Genomic DNA, 17,886 nt, shown 5'->3' with positions numbered 1-17,886 from the left:
GCGGATGAGGGCAGGGCCGGGGTTGCGGCATAAGCTCGTGTTCTGGCCACGCCCGAGGGCGTTGCCCATCATGGCCCGGCAGACTGAGAGAGAAGAGTGATCAGGGTGTTTTCGCAGGTCATCGGGATGACCAGGACTGCGGGGTAGAGGTTCGGTGCACATCGTCATCATGGGCTGCGGGAGAGTGGGCTCCGCTCTCGCCCAGACCCTGGAGCAGCAGGGGCACACGGTCGCCGTGATCGACCAGGACCCCACCGCCTTCCGACGGTTGGGCCCCGGGTTCGGTGGCCGTCGGGTCACCGGAATCGGCTTCGACCAGGACACCCTTCGCGAGGCGGGCATCGAGGAGGCCGGCGCCTTCGCCGCCGTCTCCAGCGGTGACAACTCGAACATCATCTCCGCGCGCGTGGCCCGCGAGATGTTCGGCGTGGAGAACGTCGCGGCCCGTATCTACGACCCCCGCCGTGCCGAGGTGTACCAGCGCCTGGGCATCCCCACCGTGGCCACGGTCCGCTGGACGGCGGACCAGATGCTGCGCCGGCTGCTGCCCTCGGGCGCTGAGCCGCTGTGGCGTGATCCCACCGGCGGTGTCCAGCTCGCCGAGGTGCACGCTTCCGCGGCCTGGGTGGGCCACAAGATCAGCAAGCTGCAGGAGGAGACGGGCGTCCGTGTGGCGTTCCTGACCCGGCTCGGCGAGGCGATCCTGCCCAGCTCGCAGACGGTGCTGCAGGAGGGCGACCTGGTGCACGTGATGATGCGCACCGACGAGGTCGACAAGGTCGAGGCGGCGTTCGCCAAGGGTCCCGAAGAGGAGGGCGGTCACTGATGAGGGTCGCCATTGCCGGTGCCGGTGCGGTCGGCCGCTCGATCGCGGGCGAACTGCTGGAGAACGGCCACGAGGTCCTGCTCGTCGACAAGGCGCCGACCGCGATCTCGGTCGAGCGCGTCCCGCTGGCGGAGTGGCTGCTGGCCGACGCCTGCGAGATCACGTCCCTGGACGAGGCGGCACTACAGCGCTGCAACGTGGTGATCGCCGCGACGGGCGACGACAAGGTCAACCTGGTCGTGTCCCTGCTGGCGAAGACGGAGTACGGCGTTCCGCGCGTCGTCGCCCGGGTGAACAACCCCAAGAACGAGTGGCTGTTCAACGAGGCCTGGGGCGTGGACGTCGCCGTCTCCACGCCGCGTCTGATGTCAGCGCTGGTCGAGGAGGCGGTGAGCGTCGGCGACCTGGTCCGCCTGCTCCGCTTCAGCCACGGCGACGCCAACCTGGTCGAGCTGACCCTGCCCGAGGAGTCGGCCCTGGCCGGCACCCAGGTCGGCGATGTGGAGTGGCCCGAGGACACGTCCCTGGTCACCATCATCCGCGGCACCCGCGTCCTCACACCGTCCCGCGAGGACTCCCTGGAGGCGGGCGACGAACTGCTGTTCGTGGCCGCACCGGCCCGCGAGGAACAGCTGGAGGACCTGCTGTCGGTACGGAAGGAAGACGCGGCGGGTTGATCACGCCGGGGATTACGACGTGAAGGGGGCGTCCCGAGAACTCGGGGCGCCCCCTTCTCTTGCACGTCACCTCTTGTCCCACCGAGTCGGGTGGTGGGTGGGCATAGGCCGGGGGTCTCGGGGCGGAGCCCCCCAGCGAGGCCCGCACCGACGCTGGGCGCCTAGGGGGTGTTTCGAAAGTCCTGTGCGGTGCCCGCGGTGTCCGGTGCGTGCTCTCGGCGCGCCGGACGAAAGCCCTCGTACTGGACGTACTTGGGCTTTTGGCCGGTGCGGCGCGTGGGGGCACCTCCCACGCCCTTAAGGCAGTGGGGGAGCGTGCCGGGCGCCGTGGGTGCTGTGCGGGACTTTCGAAACACCCCCTAGTCCACAGACGGAGCCGCAGCCTCCCGCTCCGCCTTCTCCGCCGCCTCCATCTCCGCGAACACGTCAATCGGCGCGGGCGCCTTCGCCAGGAAGACCCACGTCAGCCACACGGCAAGCAGGAACGGCGGGATCTTCAGGGCGACCAGCACCCAGCCCAGCTGCGTCGTGTCGGCCCACCAGTACAGCGGGAAGAGGATCGCGCACTTGGCGAGCAGGATCAGACCCCAGGCCCAACTGGCCTTCGCGTACGCCTTCTTGCGCCCCGGGTTGCGCTTGCGCCAGGAGAGGTTCTCCTTGAAGACCGGGCCGAGGATCAGACCGATCAGCGGGACACCGCACAGGGTGGTGATGATGTACGCGAGCCCCAGCCCCAGCGTGTAGATCATGCCGGGCAGGTAGAAGTCCTTCGCGTTGCCGGTCATCATCGCGAAGACGACACCGAAGGCGACGCCGAAGACACCGCTGAAGGCGTGCTTGACGGTGTCTCTCATCGCCAGGCGCACCACGACCAGCAGCAGGGACACACCGAGCGCGGCGATAGCCGACAGGTGGAGGTCCTTGTTGATCGTGTAGATGGTGACGAAGAGCAGGCCGGGCAGCACTGTCTCGATCATGCCGCGCATGCCACCGAAGGCCTCGAAGAGCGCGGCCTCGGTCACCGCCCGGGAATCCTGCTCAGTGTCTTCCGTCGGCTTGTCGAGCGACGTCACCGGCTACTCCCGTCCAAGGGGTCTCAGTTCGTACTTCGGATTGAACAGCACCCGGCGGCCCTGGCTCATCGAGATCCGGCCCGATGCGATCAGCCTGCGCCCCGGTTCTATCCCGACTATGGAGCGCCTGCCGAGCCACACCACGTCCAGGGCGGCGGAGCCGTCGAACAGTTCGGCCTCCAGGGCCGGGACGCCCGCACGCGGTCGCAGGGTGACCGTGCGCAAGGTACCAGTAACCGTCACTATCTGTCGGTCGTGACAGTCACAGATCCGCGTACATCCGGCCGTCTCGGCGTCCTCGCGCAGCTCCTCGGACTCCAGGTCCTCCTGCGACGAGGAAAGCCGGTCAAGCATGCGCCGGAACCGGCCCACCGGCTTTTCGGAACGAGGAACAGCACTCATGTCTGAAGCGTACCGGGGCCCACCGACAGCGAGGTAACCCCCGGCACTAGGGCTCGAACCGGTATCCCATCCCCGGCTCGGTGATGAAGTGCCGCGGATGTGACGGATCGGCCTCCAGCTTCCGTCGCAGCTGCGCCATGTACACGCGCAGATAGTTCGTCTCCGTCCCGTACGACGGCCCCCACACCTCCTGGAGCAGCTGCTTCTGGCTGACGAGCCGCCCCGTGCTGCGGACCAGCACCTCCAGCAGATGCCACTCGGTGGGTGTCAGCCGTACGTCCTTCCCGCCCCGGTTGACCTTCTTGGCGGCCAGGTCGACGGTGAACTCCTCGGTCTCCACCATCACGTCGTCCTCGCCGGCCCCGGTGGGCTCGGCGCGGCGGACGGCGGCGCGGAGCCGGGCCAGCAGTTCGTCCATGCCGAACGGCTTGGTGACGTAGTCGTCGGCGCCCGCGTCCAGCGCCTCGACCTTCTCGTCGGAGGTGTGCCGGGCGGACAGCACCAGGATCGGCACCCGGCTCCAGCCGCGCAGGCCCCGGATCACCTCGACACCGTCCATGTCGGGCAGACCCAGGTCGAGCACCACCACGTCGGGATGGCGGGCGGCCGCGAGTTCGAGAGCGGTGGCGCCGTCGTGGGCCGCGTCGACCTCGTACCTGCGGGCCTTGAGGTTGATCACGAGGGCGCGCACGATCTGCGGCTCGTCGTCGATCACCAGCACCCTCGTGGGGGTCTGGGGGGTCCCCCCAGTCGGGCTCAGCATGTGGCCTGCCTTTCCGGTCGTACGGCGTGCAGAAGTTCCCCGGAGCCCTCTGGCTCCCCGGTGTGAAGCGGCTCCCGGGCACCGGGAACCTCGCCGGCGCCCGGTCCCGCCGCCCGCAGGGTGAGCACCATGGTGAGCCCCCCGCCCGGTGTGTCCTCGGCGTTCAGTGTGCCGCCCATGGCCTCGGCGAAGCCGCGTGCGACGGCGAGGCCGAGCCCCACGCCGGCACCGCGCGGGGCGTCACCGTACCGCTGGAAGGGGGCGAAGATGCGCTCCTTGGCCTCGTCGGGCACGCCCGGCCCCCGGTCGACGACCCGTACCTCGACGCGGTCGGCCATGGCGCTGGCGGCGACCAGGACGGTCCGGCCGTCGGGGCTGTACTTGACGGCGTTCTCGACCAGGTTGGCCACCGACCGTTCCAGCAGCCCGGGGTCGACGGCGACCATGGGCAGCGTCTCCGGGATGTCCAGCTCCACGCTGTCCTCGGGCACCCCGCCGAGCGCCATCGGCACCACCTCGTCGAGGTCGATCTCGCGGAACAGCGGGGTGACCGTGCCGGTCTGCAGCCGGGACATGTCGAGGAGGTTGCCGACCAGGTGGTCGAGCCGGTCGGCGCCCTCCTCGATGCCCTCCAGCAGCTCGGCCTGGTCCTCCTCGGACCACGCCACGTCCTCGGACCGCAGCGAGGACACCGCCGCCTTGATCCCGGCCAGCGGGGTCCGCAGATCATGGCTGACGGCGGCCAGCAGCGCCGTACGGATGCGGTTGCCCTCGGCCAGCTCCTTGGCCTGGCCGGCCTCCTCCCGGAGCCGTCGGCGGTCCAGGACGACGGCGGCCTGGGCGGCGAAGGCGGCGAGCACCCGGCGGTCCTCGGCGGGCAGCACCCGGCCGGTCATCGCGAGCGCCATGTGGTCCCCGACGGGCATGTCGACGTCCGCGTCCTCGGGCCGCGCCACGGGTCCGCCGGTGCCGACGCGGCCGGCGCAGGTCCAGGGATCGACGTCGCTCTCCCGTTCCAGCATGGCCGCCGACTCCATGCCGAAGGTCTCGCGGACCCGCTCCAGCAGTTCCTCCAGGCTGGTCTCGCCGCGCAGCACGTTGCCCGCGAGGAAGGACAGGATCTCCGACTCGGCGCGCAGCCGGGCGGCCTGGTGGGTGCGGCGGGCGGCGAGGTCGACGACGGAGGCGACCGAGACGGCGACCGCGAAGAACACGGCGATGGCGACGATGTTCCTGGCGTCGGCGATGATCCAGGTGCGGTACGGCTCGGTGAAGAACCAGTTGAGCAGGGCCGACCCCACCGTGGCCGAGGCCAGTGCCGGGAGCAGTCCGCCGATCAGGGCCGCGGCCACCGTGCACGACAGGAACAGCAGCATGTTGTTGGCGAGGCCGAGATTGGCGTCGACGTGGGTGAGCAGCAGCGTCAGCACCGCCGGGCCGCCGACCCCCAGGAGCCAGCCCCAGATGATCCGGGATCGGCCGAGCCGCGCTCCCCGGGCCACGGGCAGGCCACGCCCCTTGGCGACCTCGTCGTGCGTGACGATGTGCACGTCGAGGTCAGGACCTGACTCCCGGGCCACGGTGGTGCCGACGCCGGGTCCGAAGACGTACTGCCAGCTCTTGCGGCGTGAGGACCCGAGGACGATCTGGGTGGCGTTGACGCCGCGCGCGAAGTCCAGCAGGGCGGCCGGGATGTCGTCGCCGACGACATGGTGGAAGGTGCCGCCGAGGTCCTCGACGAGGGTGCGCTGGAGGGCGAGTTCCTTGGGCGAGGCGGACGTCAGCCCGTCGCTGCGGGCTATGTAGACGGCGAGGACCTCACCGCCGGCGCCCTTCTCCGCGAGGCGGGCGGCGCGGCGGATCAGCGTACGGCCCTCGGGACCGCCGGTCAGACCGACCACGATCCGCTCCCGCGAGCCCCAGATCTTCGACACCTGGTGCTCGCTGCGGTACTCGTTCAGGTACTCGTCGACCCGGTCGGCCACCCACAGCAGCGCCAGTTCCCGGAGCGCCGTGAGGTTGCCGGGCCGGAAGTAGTTGGACAGGGCCGCGTCGACCTTGTCGGGCTGGTAGATGTTGCCGTGGGCCATACGGCGGCGCAGCGCCTGGGGCGACATGTCGACCAGCTCGATCTGGTCGGCCCGCCGCACCACCTCGTCCGGCACGGTCTCCTGCTGGCGCACGCCCGTTATCGACTCGACGACGTCGCCCAGCGACTCCAGGTGCTGGATGTTGACGGTCGACACGACGTCGATCCCGGCGGCGAGCAGTTCCTCGACGTCCTGCCAGCGCTTGGCGTTGCGGGAGCCGGGGATGTTGGTGTGGGCGAGTTCGTCGACGAGGGCCACCTGGGGGCGGCGGGCGATGACGGCGGCGACGTCCATCTCGGTGAACGTCGTGCCGCGGTACTCCAGTTCCCTGCGGGCGAGTTCCTCGAGACCGTGCAGCATCACCTCGGTGCGCGGCCGCTTGTGGTGCTCGACGAAGGCCACCACGCAGTCGGTGCCGCGTTCGCTACGGCGGTGCGCCTCGGAGAGCATGGCGTATGTCTTGCCGACGCCCGGTGCCGCGCCGAGGTAGATCCGAAGCTTGCCGCGTCCCATGGCCCCATTGTCTTCCCGGTCACTGCTGCCTACGCAGCGTCGACCTTACGACCAATAATCGCGACAAAAGGGTCCGGGCACAGCTCAGGGCCGGTCTTTGACGCAACCCTGACGGTCCCGTGGCCATGCCGGGGCACGAGAAAAGGGCCGTACCCCCTCCTCGGGGACACGGCCCTGCTCGCGTTCGCTGCCTACCGGACCTCGGTGATCTCCGGACCGCGCTGCAGCTGGCCCATGCCGCCGGAGAAGCGGGATCCGGCCTCCTCCTGCTGGACGCCCTCGGGGACCATCTGGGCGTCGTTCGGCAGCTTCAGGACGATCGGGTCGCGGGGGGCCATCGGGCCGTCGCCGCGGACCACGACCGTGTCGCGGAAGATCTGCTCGAGCAGCCCGGCCGCCTGCGGCTGTACCGCGCCCTGGCCCGAGATCACACCGCGCAGGAACCAGCGAGGACCGTCCACGCCGACGAACCGCACGACCTGGAAACCGCCCGTGCCGTCCGGCAGCTGTACCGGCACCTGGGCCCGCAGCTCCCAGCCCAGCGAGCCCTCGACCTCGTCGATGATGCCGCCCTGCTGGGTGATGCCGGAGCCGATCTCCTCGCGCACCTCGCCCCAGATGCCCTCGCGCTTGGGGGCGGCGAAGGCCTGCAGCTGGATGGCACTGTCGCGCAGCACGACGGTCGCCGCGACGATCGCGTCGCCCGCTACCTCGACGCGCAGTTCCATGCCGTCGACGCCCGGCACGAGCAGACCGCCGAGGTCCACCCGGCCCTCGGCCGGATCGCGCACCTCGGTGCTGTCCCAGGGCCCGTCGGGCCGCGGTTCCGGCTCGAGCCGCACCCGCTCGCGCTTGCCGTCTTCCTCGTCCGCCTCAGTGTCGACACTGTCGACGACCTGCTCGGCCTCGCCGGCCGCGTCCTCGGCGGCACCCTTCTTCTTGCGACGTCCGAACACGTCACTGTCCTTCCCGGTCGGATACGACCGAAGCGTATCGATTCCCACCCGTTGTGCCGCCGGTGGCGGCCTGACCGCTTGTGCCGCTTGCGACTCCCACCGCGGCATGCCCGCCGGTGGACCCGAAGCCCCCCTCGGCCCGCGCCGAATCGGGAAGCTCCGCGACCTCCTGGAAGCGGACCCTCTCGACCTGCTGGACGACCAGTTGAGCAATCCGGTCGAAGCGCTCGAACCGCACGGACTCGCGCGGGTCGAGATTCACCACGATCACCTTGATCTCCCCACGGTACCCGGCATCCACCGTCCCCGGGGCATTCACGAGGGCGACACCGCAGCGGGCGGCGAGCCCGGATCGAGGGTGCACGAAGGCCGCGTACCCCTCCGGGAGCGCCACAGACACCCCTGTCGGCAGTACGGCCCTCTCGCCCGGCTTCAGTTCGCAGTCCTCGGTGGTCCGCAGATCCGCGCCGGCGTCACCGGGGTGCGCGTACGACGGAAGCGGTACGTCGGGGTCGACGCGCCGGATCAGCACGTTCACGGGGTCACGGCTCACGGGTTCACCTCGAAGGCACGGGCACGCCGGGCCTGGTCCGGGTCGTTCATGGCCTCCCGGATCTCCTCCGGGCGGCCGTTGTCGATGAAGTGGTCGACCTTCACCTCGATGAAGAGGGCGTCGGCCCGGACGGCGACGGGCCCGTCGGGGCCGCCGATCCGCCCGGTGGCGGTGGAGTAGATCTTCCGTCCCGCCACCGCCGTGACCTCGGCCGCCAGATGCAGCACGGTGCCCACCGGCACGGGCCGCATGAAGTCGGTCTCCAGCCGCCCGGTCACGGCGATCGTCCGCAGCAGCCAGTTCAGCGAGCCGAGCGTCTCGTCGAGGGCGCTGGCGAGCACCCCGCCGTGCGCCAGGCCCGGTGCCCCCTGGTGGGCGGACTGCACGGTGAACTCGGCGGTGAGGGAGACCCCGTCACCGGCCCGCGCCTCCAGATGCAGCCCGTGGGCCTGCTCACCGCCGCACCCGAAGCACTGGCCGTAGTGCGCACCGAGAAGCTCACCGGGCGCGGGAGCATCAGGATGCCGCGCCGGTTTCACGGCGTCGGCCGGAGGCTGAAGAGCTGCGGAAGTACCACTCACAGCCGCAGACCTTACCCGCCCGCCCGTCGCCCACCGCCACCGTGCCAAGCTTGGCTTCATGCAGCTCTCCGCCGCCCCCTACGAAGAACGCCTGACCGCCCCCCGCTCCTGGTGGCTGATCTCGTTCCTGGTCGGGGTCTCCCTGGCCCTGATCCTCCTGCCCTTCGGCACGCTCCCGATGCTGGCCGGCCTGGCCGGCGGCACCGCCGCGGCGGCCGTCGTGGCCAGCTCGTACGGCTCGGTCCGCATCCGTGTGGTGGGCGACTTCCTGATCGCGGGCGAGGCGAGGATCCCGCTCGCCGCCCTGGGCGAGGCGGAGATCCTGGACCCCGAGGAGGCCCGGGCCTGGCGCACGTACAAGGCGGACACCCGAGCCTTCCTGCTGCTGCGCGCCTACATCCCCACGGCCCTGCGTGTGGAGGTCACGGACCCGGAGGACCCGACGCCGTATCTGTACCTGTCGACGCGGGAGCCGGAGCGGCTGGCGGCGGCCCTGCAGGCGGCCGAGCCGACGCCGTAGCACACCTGGCTGATCCGTCGACCGGTCGGCGTGCTCAGCCTTCGAGTTCTCTGCGCCCCGGGCCCTTCGCGATGTCCCCCAGCTTCAGGGGGTCCGCAGGCGGCTCCAGCGGCGGCAGGCCGGACAGGGCGTCCCACGGCACCTGCGTCTTGCGCAGGTCCTGCCTGATCCGGGCCGCGAGCTTCTTCGTGTCCCGGCGGTTCATGACCGCGCCCACGGCCGCGCCCACCATGAAGGGCATCAGGTTCGGCAGGTTCCGCACCGTCCGCTTCATGATCTGCTGGCGCAGCTCGCGCTTCATATGGCCGTTGAACGCCGCGCTCATCGTCGACGGCTTCGTCACGTCGATCCCGCGCTCCCCCGACCAGGAGTCCAGGTACGCGGTGCTGCGCTGCTTCAGATTCCCCGGCGGCCGCACGCCGTAGACCTCGTGGAGTTCCGCGATCAGCTTCAGCTCGATCGCCGCCACGCCGGTGATCTCCGCGGCCAGTTCCGCCGGCATCGCGGGCGGCACGGGCAGCATCGCCGCCGCCCCGACCCCCGCTCCGACCGTGGACGTCGCGTTCGCCGCGCCCGCCACGAGCTTGTCCGCGAGCTGCTCCGGCCCCAGGCCCGGGAACTGCCTGCGGAGCGTCTCGAGGTCCCGTACGGGGATCCGCGGGGCGTTGTCGATGATCCGGTCGGCGAGGTACGCCAGTCCTGCCCTGGCGCGGCTGCCGCCCTTACGGACACCTTCCCTTGTCCTGTCCCGGATCACCGCCACCCGCCGCCGGGCGGCGGGCGCGGGAGCGCCGGCCTGCGCCGGGAGGTCGACCCGGCCGGCCGCTGGTTCGAGCGAGGCTCCCGTACTGGATGAGCCCCGCTCGTCCTCACGCGCGTGAGGGCCGTCGGACGGCCCTTGGTCCGCTCCCGGCGGGCGGGAACGGCGCTTCCAGGGAGGGGTCGAGCCAGTCACGGCCGACCCCTCCTCAGTCGCAGTCGCGGCAGATCGGCTGGCCGTTCTTCTCGCGGGCCAGCTGGCTGCGGTGGTGCACCAGGAAGCAGCTCATGCAGGTGAACTCGTCCTGCTGCTTGGGCAGCACCCGAACGGCCAGCTCCTCATTGGAGAGGTCGGCTCCGGGCAGTTCGAGGCCTTCGGCGGCCTCGAATTCGTCGACGTCCACTGCGGAAGTCGACTTGTCGTTACGTCGAGCCTTCAGTTCTTCAAGGCTGTCCGAGTCGACGTCGTCGTCGGTCTTGCGTGGGGTGTCGTAATCCGTTGCCATGTCGCTCTCCCCCTCTGGGTGTCTGCGGTGTCTCCAGCGCACGTAACGCGTGAGAGGCCGGACTTGTGCCCGACCCGAGGCGGAGATTTTGCCTCACATCAAGGTCTGTTACTCAATCGACACCCAACCGGACTCCTCAAGAGTGATCGGCTTGGATGGCGAACGGGACCGTACACGGTCCTAATGCCGCACTTCAAAGGCGTCTCACCGTGTACTTCCCGTGATCAGGACCCCCGAAAACCCGGATTTTCCCGGCTTTCCGACAGCCGCATGATCACGGAGAGTAGATGGCTGGAAATTCGCCCTTGTGATCGATCACACACGGTACTGCTCGGCGAGTGCCCAGGAAATTCCGCGCAAAGCGAACATCCCGTTGTGTGGCGACACATGGTCTCAGATAGGCAGGGTGACCCGCATCACGAGCCCGCCTCCTTCGCGCGGCTGTGCCGAGATATGACCACCGTGCGCCCGTGCCACGGACCGCACGATGGACAGCCCCAGTCCTACACCCTTGTCGCTGCCGGTGCGTTCGGTACGCAGCCGCCTGAAGGGCTCGAAGAGGTTGTCGATCTCGTACGCCGGGACGACCGGCCCGGTGTTCGACACGACCAGGACCGCCTGTCCGTGCTGGACCTCGGTGGTGACCTCGACCCAGCCGTCCTCGGGGACGTTGTACCGCACGGCGTTCTGGACGAGGTTCAGGGCGATCCGCTCCAGCAGGACGCCGTTGCCCTGGACGACCGCGGGCTTCTGCTCACCCCGGATCACCACGCCCTTGGCCTCGGCCTCCGCGTGCACCTGGTCGACGGCCTGCTCGGCGACCTCGGCGAGGTCCACCGGCTTGCGCTCGACGATCTGGTTGTCGCTGCGGGCGAGCAGCAGCAGGCCCTCGACGAGCTGCTCGCTACGCTCGTTGGTGGCCAGCAGCGTCTTGCCGAGCTGCTGCAGCTCCACCGGCGCGTTCGGGTCGGAGAGGTGCACTTCGAGCAGGGTGCGGTTGATCGCCAGCGGTGTTCTCAGCTCGTGCGAGGCGTTGCCGACGAAGCGCTGCTGGGCGGTGAAGGCCCGCTGCAGCCGCTCCAGCATCTCGTCGAAGGTGTCGGCCAGCTCCTTGAGCTCGTCGTCCGGGCCGTCCAGCTCGATACGGCGGGACAGGTCCGAGCCCGCCACGGCGCGCGCGGTGCGGGTGATCCGGCCGAGCGGCGACAGGACGCGGCCGGCCATGGCGTACCCGAAGGCGAAGGCGATGATCGCGAGGCCGAGGAGGGCCAGCAGGGAGCGGCTGAGCAGGTCGTCCAGGGCGTGCCGGCGCTGGGCGGCGTCGCACTCTTTGAGTACCGAGTTGATCTCGCTGTAGGGCGCCGTGTCCAGCTTCGGGCAGCTGGGGCTGGTGATGTCGATGTTGTTCCCGGTCACCTGGAAGGACTGGCCGCTGCCCTCGCGCAGGGCCTGCGCCGCCAGCAGGTAGATGATCGACAGCAGCAGGATGCCGGCGATCAGGAACATGCCGCCGTACAGCAGGGTGAGCCTTATCCGGATGGTCGGACGCAGCCACGGGAAGGGGGGCTCCGGCTTCCTCGGGTCCCAGGTGGGCTTGGGGGGCGCCGCGGGGGGCGCGGGAGTGGTGGCCATCGGGTGTCAGATCCGGTAGCCGGAGCCGGGCACGGTCACGATGACCGGGGGCTCGCCGAGCTTGCGGCGCAGGGTCATCACGGTCACCCGGACCACGTTCGTGAACGGGTCGGTGTTCTCGTCCCAGGCCTTCTCCAGCAGTTGTTCCGCGGAGACGACCGCGCCCTCGCTGCGCATCAGCACTTCCAGGACGGCGAACTCCTTGGGCGCGAGCTGGACCTCCTTGCCGTCGCGGAAGACCTCGCGGCGGTTGGGGTCGAGCTTGATCCCGGCGCGCTCCAGCACGGGCGGCAGCGGCACGCTCGTACGGCGGCCGAGGGCACGCACGCGTGCGGTCAGCTCGCTGAAGGCGAACGGCTTGGGCAGATAGTCGTCGGCGCCGATCTCCAGGCCCTCGACACGGTCGCTGACGTCGCCCGACGCCGTGAGCATCAGCACGCGCGTGGGCATGCCGAGCTCGACGATCTTGCGGCAGACGTCGTCGCCGTGCACGAGCGGGAGGTCGCGGTCGAGGACGACCACGTCGTAGTCGTTGACGCCGATGCGCTCCAGGGCGGCCGCACCGTCGTACACGACGTCGACGGCCATGGCCTCCCGGCGCAGTCCGGTGGCCACCGCATCGGCGAGCAGTTGCTCGTCCTCGACGACGAGTACGCGCACGTCGCTTGTCCTTCCTGTGTCCACCCGCGTAGCGCTTGTCTCGCGCACGGGCAGGGGTTCGCTGGGTGTGTTGGCCTCCATCCTGCCCTTTTCGGCCATAAGTCGGCTGTAAGGCGGGTGAGCGGGCCATGAAGGCCGGGTGTGAGACCCGGGAATGCGAGATTTTCTCGTTGGGTTGAGGTTTCCGTGGAAGGGAGCGGGGGGAGGACGGCTTTACACCCCGCGATCACGCTCTGCACGTGCCGCAGCACCATGCGGTACGCCGGGATCCGCTTTCCGCAGAGTGGGCGTGGGTGTCCGGCACCGTCGCCGCCCAGCACGGGCAGCGCTGGGCACCCGTCAGAGACGTGATCGCCCCTTCCGAACGGCACACCCCCGTGCCACCGACCCACGACCCAGGACGAGGGGGCGCAGCATGGACGCATTCACCGCAGGACTTCTGCAGCGCATAAGGGCGACCGAGTCCGACCTGACGCGGGCTCGCGACGAGGGCGACGACTTCCTCGTCGAGGTGGAGCAGGCCGAACTCGACGACCTGCGCCGCCTCGCCGCCGAACACGGTGTGGAGGTCGGCGCGTCAAGCGTCTGACAAGCTCGTGAGCACGACAGCGGGCCCCCGGCGAATCCAGCGCCGGGGGCCCGCTGCGTTGTCGTGCGAGGCACTGCCGTCAGTCGTGCCAGGCGCCGAAGTCCTCCAGGAGCCGCTGGAGGGGCTCGAAGACGCCCGGAGTACCGGCGACCGCCAGATCACGTGACGGGCGCTCTCCGGGGCGTCCACCGGTCAGGGCGCCCGCTTCCCGGGCGATCAGGTCGCCGGCGGCGAGGTCCCAGGCGTTCAGGCCGCGCTCGTAGTAGCCGTCGAGCCGGCCGGCGGCCAGGTCGCAGAGGTCGACCGCGGCCGAGCCGCCCCGGCGGATGTCGCGCAGCAGCGGGATCAGCTTCCGGGCGACGTCGGCCTGGTGGGTGCGGACCTCGGTCACGTAGTTGAAGCCGGTGGACACCAGGGCCTGGTCCAGGGGTGCCGTGGGCCGGCAGGCGAGCCTGCGCTCGCCGTCCCAGGCCCCCGTCGCCCAGGCACCGCGCCCGCGGACCGCGTGGTACGTCTCGCCCCGCATCGGCGCCGCGACGACCCCGACCACGGTCTCGCCGTCCTGCTCGGCCGCGATGGAGACGGACCAGGTCGGCAGTCCGTACAGGTAGTTGACCGTGCCGTCGAGCGGGTCGATCACCCAGCGGACGCCGCTCGTGCCCTCGGTGGCGGCGCCCTCCTCGCCGAGGAAGCCGTCGTCCGGGCGCTGCTCGGAGATCAGGTCCGTGATCAGCTTCTCCGCCGCGATGTCCATCTCGGTGACGACGTCGATCGGGCTGGATTTGGTGGCGGCCACCGCGAGGTCGGCCGGGCGGCCGTCCCGCAGCAGCTCGCCGGCGCGGCGGGCGGCCTCCTGGGCCAGGTCGAGCAGGTCCGTGTGCAGGGCGTCGGTCACGGGGCTCCTCACGCGTAGGGGCTGTCGGCGCCCGCGGCGGCGGGCTTGGGCGCGCGGGCCGGGCAGCAGCCGACCGGGCAGAGGTTGTGGCTCGCGCCGAGCCCGCCCAGGGCGCAGGGCGTGACCTCGTCCGCGCGCTCGACGGCGGCGCGCTCCAGGACCAGGTCGCGGACCGCGGCGGCGAATCGCGGGTCGGCGCCGACGGTGGCCGAGCGGCGCATCGGCAGACCGAGCTCCTCGGCCTTGGCCCTGGCCTCCGTGTCGAGGTCGTAGAGGACCTCCATGTGGTCGGAGACGAAGCCGATGGGCGCGATGACGACCGCCGGGACGCCGGATTCGCGCCGCTCCTCCAGGTGGTCGCAGATGTCGGGCTCGAGCCACGGGATGTGCGGGGCGCCGGAGCGGGACTGGTAGACGAGCTGCCAGGGGTGGTCGGCGCCGGTGCGCTCGCGGACGGCGTCGGCGATCAGCTGCGCGACCTCCAGGTGCTGCTTCACGTACGCGCCGCCGTCGCCGTGCTCCTCGACCGGGCCGGAGGTGTCCGCGGAGGCGTTGGGGATCGAGTGGGTCGAGAAGGCGATGTGGGCGCCGTCCCGGACGTCCTCGGGGAGGTCGGCAAGGGAGTCGAGCACGCCGTCGATCATGGGCTCCAGGAAGCCCGGGTGGTTGAAGTAGTGCCGCAGCTTGTCGACCTTCGGCAGCTCCAGGCCCTCCGCCTGCAGGGCCGCGAGGGAGTCGGCGAGGTTCTCCCGGTACTGGCGGCAACCCGAGTACGAGGCGTAGGCGCTGGTGGCCAGGACGAGGATGCGGCGGCGCCCGTCGGCGACCATCTCACGCAGGGTGTCCGTCAGATAGGGCGCCCAGTTGCGGTTGCCCCAGTAGATCGGCAGGTCCAGGCCGTGGCCGGCGAAGTCCTTGCGCAGGGCGTCCAGGAGGGCGCGGTTCTGGTCGTTGATCGGGCTGACCCCGCCGAACAGGTAGTAGTGCTCGCCCACTTCCTTCAGGCGTTCCCTGGGGATGCCGCGGCCGCGCGTCACGTTCTCCAGGAACGGAATCACGTCGTCCGGGCCCTCCGGGCCGCCGAACGAGAGCAGGAGCAGGGCGTCGTACGGAGTGGCGTCGTGGGGGGTGACTTCGAGCGCGTCTGACATGAGTAGATCGTGCCACCCGGTACTGACAGCCGGACAACGGCGGGGTGTCCACAACGGATCCGGCCCACCCCGCAAGGTGCGTTAGGGTCACCTAACTCGTAAGCTGTATCGGCGGCATTAGCACCTTACGAAGATGGCCTCGGCCACCAGCCACACCCGTTCACCCGCCGCAGACCCGCCGGAGACCCCGTGCCCAGCCCCTACCGCGCCCTGTTCGCCGCCCCCGGCAGCAAGGGTTTCTCCGCCGCGGGCCTCCTCGGCCGGATGCCGCTGTCGATGATGGGCATCGGCGTGGTGACGATGGTGTCCCAGCTGACCGGGCGGTACGGACTCGCGGGCGCCCTGTCGGCCACCATGGCGCTGGCCGCCGCGGTGGCGGGCCCCCAGGTCTCCCGGCTGGTCGACCGGCACGGGCAGCGGCGGGTGCTGCGCCCGGCGACGCTGATCTCGCTCAGCGCGGCGGCCGGGCTGCTGTTCGCCGCGCACTACGGCTGGCCGGACTGGACGCTCTACGTGTGCGCCGCCGGCGTCGGCTGTGTGCCCAGCGTCGGCGCGATGATCCGCGCCCGCTGGGCCGCCCTGTACCAGGGCACCCCGCAGCTGCACACCGCGTACTCCTTCGAGTCCGTGGTGGACGAGGTCTGCTTCATCTTCGGGCCGATCATCTCCATCGGCCTGTCCACGGTGTGGTTCCCGGAGGCCGGTCCACTGCTCGCGGCCTGCTTCCTGGCCGTCGGCGTCTTCTGGCTGACCGCGCAGCGCGCCACCGAGCCCGCGCCGCACCCGCGCGCGCACCGGGGCGGCGGATCCGCCCTCAGCGCCCCCGGGCTGCAGGTTCTCGTGGCCACCTTCGTGGCGACCGGGGCGGTCGACGTGGTCACCGTGGCCTTCGCCGACGAGCAGGGCCACAAGGGCGCCGCGAGCGTGGTGCTGGCGCTGTACGCGGCGGGTTCCTGCGCGGCGGGACTCGTCTTCGGCCTGGTGCGCTTCAAGGGGGCGCCCGAACCTCGCTGGCTGCTGGGCATATGCGCGATGGCCGTGAGTATGATCCCCCTCCTACTGGTCGGAAACTTGCCGTTTCTGGCCGTGGCGCTGTTCGTTGCGGGCATGACCGTCGCTCCCACGATGATCACCACCATGTCGCTGATCGAACAGCACGTACCACGCGCGCAACTGACCGAGGGCATGACCTGGGTGAGCACCGGGCTCGCGGTCGGAGTCGCGCTCGGCTCCTCCGCGGCCGGCTGGGTGATCGACGCTGCCGGTGCGGACGCCGGGTACGGGGTCCCGGCGGTGTCCGGGGCCGTCGCGGTCGCGGTCGGTTTCCTCGGGTACCGCCGGCTCAGCAGGCCGGCTCCGCGTCGGGGAGGCGTCGTTGAGCAGCACAGCGAGCGTGAAGAACGGTACGTGGCGTAACTGGGGCGGCAATGTCGCCGCCCGCCCCGCGCGGGAGGTCACTCCCGCCTCGGTGGAGGAGCTCTCCGCGGCGATACGCAGGGCGGCCGAGGACGGCCTGAAGGTGAAGGCCGTCGGCACCGGGCACTCCTTCACGTCCATCGCCGCCACCGACGGTGTGTTGATCCGCCCTCAACTGTTGACCGGCATCCGCAATATTGACCGTGATGCCATGACGGTCACGGTCGAGGCCGGCACCCCGCTCAAGAGGCTCAACATGGCCCTGGTCCGCGAGGGCCTGTCGCTCACGAACATGGGCGACATCATGGAGCAGACGGTCTCCGGCGCCACCAGCACCGGCACCCACGGCACGGGCCGCGAATCGGGCTCGATCGCCGCCCAGATCAGGGGACTCGAGCTGGTCACCGCCGACGGCACGGTCCTGACGTGCTCCGAGAAGGAGAATCCGGAGGTGTTCGCGGCCGCCCGGATAGGCCTCGGTGCGCTGGGCGTCGTCACGGCGATCACCTTCGCCGTGGAGCCGGTCTTCCTCCTCACGGCGCGCGAAGAGCCCATGCCGTTCGACAAGGTCCTGGCGGACTTCGACGAACTCTGGGCCGAGAACGAGCACTTCGAGTTCTACTGGTTCCCGCACACCGGCAGCACCAACACCAAGCGCAACAACCGCAGCGCCGGACCCGAGAAGCCGGTACCGCAGCTCCAGGGCTGGATCGAGGACGAGTTCCTCTCCAACGGCGTCTTCCAGGTGGCCCAGTTGGTCGGCCGCGCGGCGCCCGCCGCGGTCCCGGCGATCGCGCAGATCTCCAGCAAGGCGCTGTCCGCGCGGACCTACACCGACATTCCCTACAAGGTCTTCACATCACCGCGCCGGGTGCGGTTCGTGGAGATGGAATACGCGGTTCCGCGCGCCGCCGCCGTAGAGGTGCTGCGCGAACTCAAGGCGATGGTCGACCGTTCGGACCTCAGGGTCAGCTTCCCCGTCGAGGTACGCACCGCCCCCGCCGACGACATCACGCTGTCCACCGCCTCCGGCCGGGACAGCGCGTACATCGCCGTCCACATGTTCAAGGGCACGCCGTACCAGCGGTACTTCACAGCCGCCGAGCGCATCTTCACCGCGCACGAGGGCCGACCGCACTGGGGCAAGGTGCACACCCGGGACGCCGAGTACTTCGCCCAGGTCTACCCGCGCTTCGGCGAGTTCACCGCCCTGCGGGACCGGCTCGATCCCGACCGACGGTTCCAGAACGACTACTTGCGCAGGGTGCTGGGGGCGTAGCGGCGCGGAGTTCACTTCTCCGGCGCCGAACCATTAGTTCCGTTT

General features: G+C 70.4%; 19 protein-coding genes. 6 read left to right on the top strand and 13 right to left on the bottom strand.

What is annotated here, in order from left to right:
* The first annotated feature begins 154 nt into the window (after positions 1-154).
* Together AQJ91_RS30145 and AQJ91_RS30140 are read left to right on the top strand one after the other, a co-directional pair.
* Entirely contained in the window at positions 155-826 is a 672-nt protein-coding gene (locus tag AQJ91_RS30145) for a potassium channel family protein (protein ID WP_067027796.1), read from the top strand.
* On the top strand, positions 826-1,503 hold the full coding sequence (locus AQJ91_RS30140) for a potassium channel family protein (protein WP_067027794.1): 678 nt from the start codon (positions 826-828) through the stop codon (positions 1,501-1,503). The genes AQJ91_RS30145 and AQJ91_RS30140 overlap by 1 nt, the downstream gene beginning before the upstream one ends.
* Positions 1,504-1,862: 359 nt before the next feature.
* On the opposite strand, the gene AQJ91_RS30135 is transcribed toward AQJ91_RS30140, so the two are convergent.
* The 7 genes from AQJ91_RS30135 to AQJ91_RS30105 all read right to left on the bottom strand — a co-directional run bounded on the left by AQJ91_RS30135 (position 1,863) and on the right by AQJ91_RS30105 (position 8,434).
* The gene (locus tag AQJ91_RS30135; protein ID WP_067027792.1) at positions 1,863-2,576 is read right to left on the bottom strand and encodes a DUF3159 domain-containing protein; all 714 of its coding nucleotides are present in this window, start codon (positions 2,574-2,576) and stop codon (positions 1,863-1,865) included.
* 3 nt (positions 2,577-2,579) lie between these two features.
* Positions 2,580-2,978, bottom strand: a complete 399-nt coding sequence (locus AQJ91_RS30130; RefSeq protein WP_079085271.1) for an OB-fold nucleic acid binding domain-containing protein — start codon at positions 2,976-2,978, stop codon at positions 2,580-2,582.
* Positions 2,979-3,024: 46 nt separating this feature from the next.
* Positions 3,025-3,741 carry a response regulator gene (locus AQJ91_RS30125; protein ID WP_067027790.1) on the bottom strand — a complete coding sequence of 239 codons (717 nt, stop codon included), beginning with the start codon at positions 3,739-3,741 and terminating at the stop codon, positions 3,025-3,027.
* Positions 3,735-6,344, bottom strand: a complete 2,610-nt coding sequence (locus tag AQJ91_RS30120) for a sensor histidine kinase (protein ID WP_067027788.1) — start codon at positions 6,342-6,344, stop codon at positions 3,735-3,737. Before AQJ91_RS30120 ends, AQJ91_RS30125 begins: the two co-directional genes overlap by 7 nt.
* 191 nt (positions 6,345-6,535) lie before the next feature.
* Positions 6,536-7,300, bottom strand: coding sequence for a DUF3710 domain-containing protein (locus AQJ91_RS30115; RefSeq protein WP_067027786.1), 765 nt, complete (start codon positions 7,298-7,300; stop codon positions 6,536-6,538).
* 1 nt (position 7,301) lies between these two features.
* A complete protein-coding gene (gene dut / locus AQJ91_RS30110) occupies positions 7,302-7,853 on the bottom strand; it encodes a dUTP diphosphatase (RefSeq protein WP_067027784.1) in 552 nt (183 codons plus the stop codon).
* Positions 7,850-8,434 carry a PaaI family thioesterase gene (locus tag AQJ91_RS30105; protein ID WP_067027781.1) on the bottom strand — a complete coding sequence of 195 codons (585 nt, stop codon included), beginning with the start codon at positions 8,432-8,434 and terminating at the stop codon, positions 7,850-7,852. Before AQJ91_RS30105 ends, dut begins: the two co-directional genes overlap by 4 nt.
* A gap of 58 nt (positions 8,435-8,492) precedes the next feature.
* Between AQJ91_RS30105 and AQJ91_RS30100 the strand changes: the two genes are divergently transcribed.
* Complete coding sequence (locus tag AQJ91_RS30100; protein ID WP_067027779.1) at positions 8,493-8,954, top strand: DUF3093 domain-containing protein; 462 nt, start codon at positions 8,493-8,495, stop codon at positions 8,952-8,954.
* 34 nt (positions 8,955-8,988) lie between these two features.
* Here AQJ91_RS30100 and AQJ91_RS30095 read toward each other — a convergent pair whose 3' ends face one another.
* The 4 genes from AQJ91_RS30095 to AQJ91_RS30080 all read right to left on the bottom strand — a co-directional run bounded on the left by AQJ91_RS30095 (position 8,989) and on the right by AQJ91_RS30080 (position 12,511).
* Entirely contained in the window at positions 8,989-9,909 is a 921-nt protein-coding gene (locus AQJ91_RS30095) for a hypothetical protein (protein WP_079085270.1), read from the bottom strand.
* 13 nt (positions 9,910-9,922) lie between these two features.
* Positions 9,923-10,219 (bottom strand): DUF4193 domain-containing protein, encoded by a 297-nt coding sequence (locus AQJ91_RS30090; protein WP_005481602.1) that lies wholly within the window; start codon positions 10,217-10,219, stop codon positions 9,923-9,925.
* Positions 10,220-10,612: 393 nt separating this feature from the next.
* On the bottom strand, positions 10,613-11,851 hold the full coding sequence (locus AQJ91_RS30085; protein ID WP_067027776.1) for a sensor histidine kinase: 1,239 nt from the start codon (positions 11,849-11,851) through the stop codon (positions 10,613-10,615).
* 6 nt (positions 11,852-11,857) lie between these two features.
* Positions 11,858-12,511, bottom strand: a complete 654-nt coding sequence (locus AQJ91_RS30080; RefSeq protein ID WP_007385219.1) for a response regulator transcription factor — start codon at positions 12,509-12,511, stop codon at positions 11,858-11,860.
* Between the two features lie 415 nt (positions 12,512-12,926).
* Between AQJ91_RS30080 and AQJ91_RS54635 the strand changes: the two genes are divergently transcribed.
* On the top strand, positions 12,927-13,100 hold the full coding sequence (locus tag AQJ91_RS54635) for a hypothetical protein (protein WP_199848057.1): 174 nt from the start codon (positions 12,927-12,929) through the stop codon (positions 13,098-13,100).
* Positions 13,101-13,179: 79 nt separating this feature from the next.
* Here the strand turns inward: AQJ91_RS54635 and AQJ91_RS30075 are convergent, their stop codons facing one another.
* Together AQJ91_RS30075 and AQJ91_RS30070 are read right to left on the bottom strand one after the other, a co-directional pair.
* Positions 13,180-13,995, bottom strand: a complete 816-nt coding sequence (locus tag AQJ91_RS30075) for an inositol monophosphatase family protein (protein ID WP_067027774.1) — start codon at positions 13,993-13,995, stop codon at positions 13,180-13,182.
* Between the two features lie 8 nt (positions 13,996-14,003).
* The gene (locus AQJ91_RS30070) at positions 14,004-15,146 is read right to left on the bottom strand and encodes a ferrochelatase (protein ID WP_067027772.1); all 1,143 of its coding nucleotides are present in this window, start codon (positions 15,144-15,146) and stop codon (positions 14,004-14,006) included.
* 189 nt (positions 15,147-15,335) lie between these two features.
* Between AQJ91_RS30070 and AQJ91_RS30065 the strand changes: the two genes are divergently transcribed.
* Both AQJ91_RS30065 and AQJ91_RS30060 read left to right on the top strand, forming a co-directional pair.
* Positions 15,336-16,562, top strand: a complete 1,227-nt coding sequence (locus AQJ91_RS30065; protein WP_067027770.1) for an MFS transporter — start codon at positions 15,336-15,338, stop codon at positions 16,560-16,562.
* Positions 16,522-17,841, top strand: coding sequence for a D-arabinono-1,4-lactone oxidase (locus AQJ91_RS30060; RefSeq protein WP_067027769.1), 1,320 nt, complete (start codon positions 16,522-16,524; stop codon positions 17,839-17,841). Before AQJ91_RS30065 ends, AQJ91_RS30060 begins: the two co-directional genes overlap by 41 nt.
* Positions 17,842-17,886: the final 45 nt, after the last annotated feature.

This window comes from Streptomyces dysideae (assembly GCF_001514305.1).
Taxonomy (GTDB): Bacteria; Actinomycetota; Actinomycetes; order Streptomycetales; family Streptomycetaceae; genus Streptomyces; species Streptomyces dysideae.
Note: the sequence above shows the minus strand (reverse complement) of the source record. Positions and strands in the feature narration are given on the sequence as shown.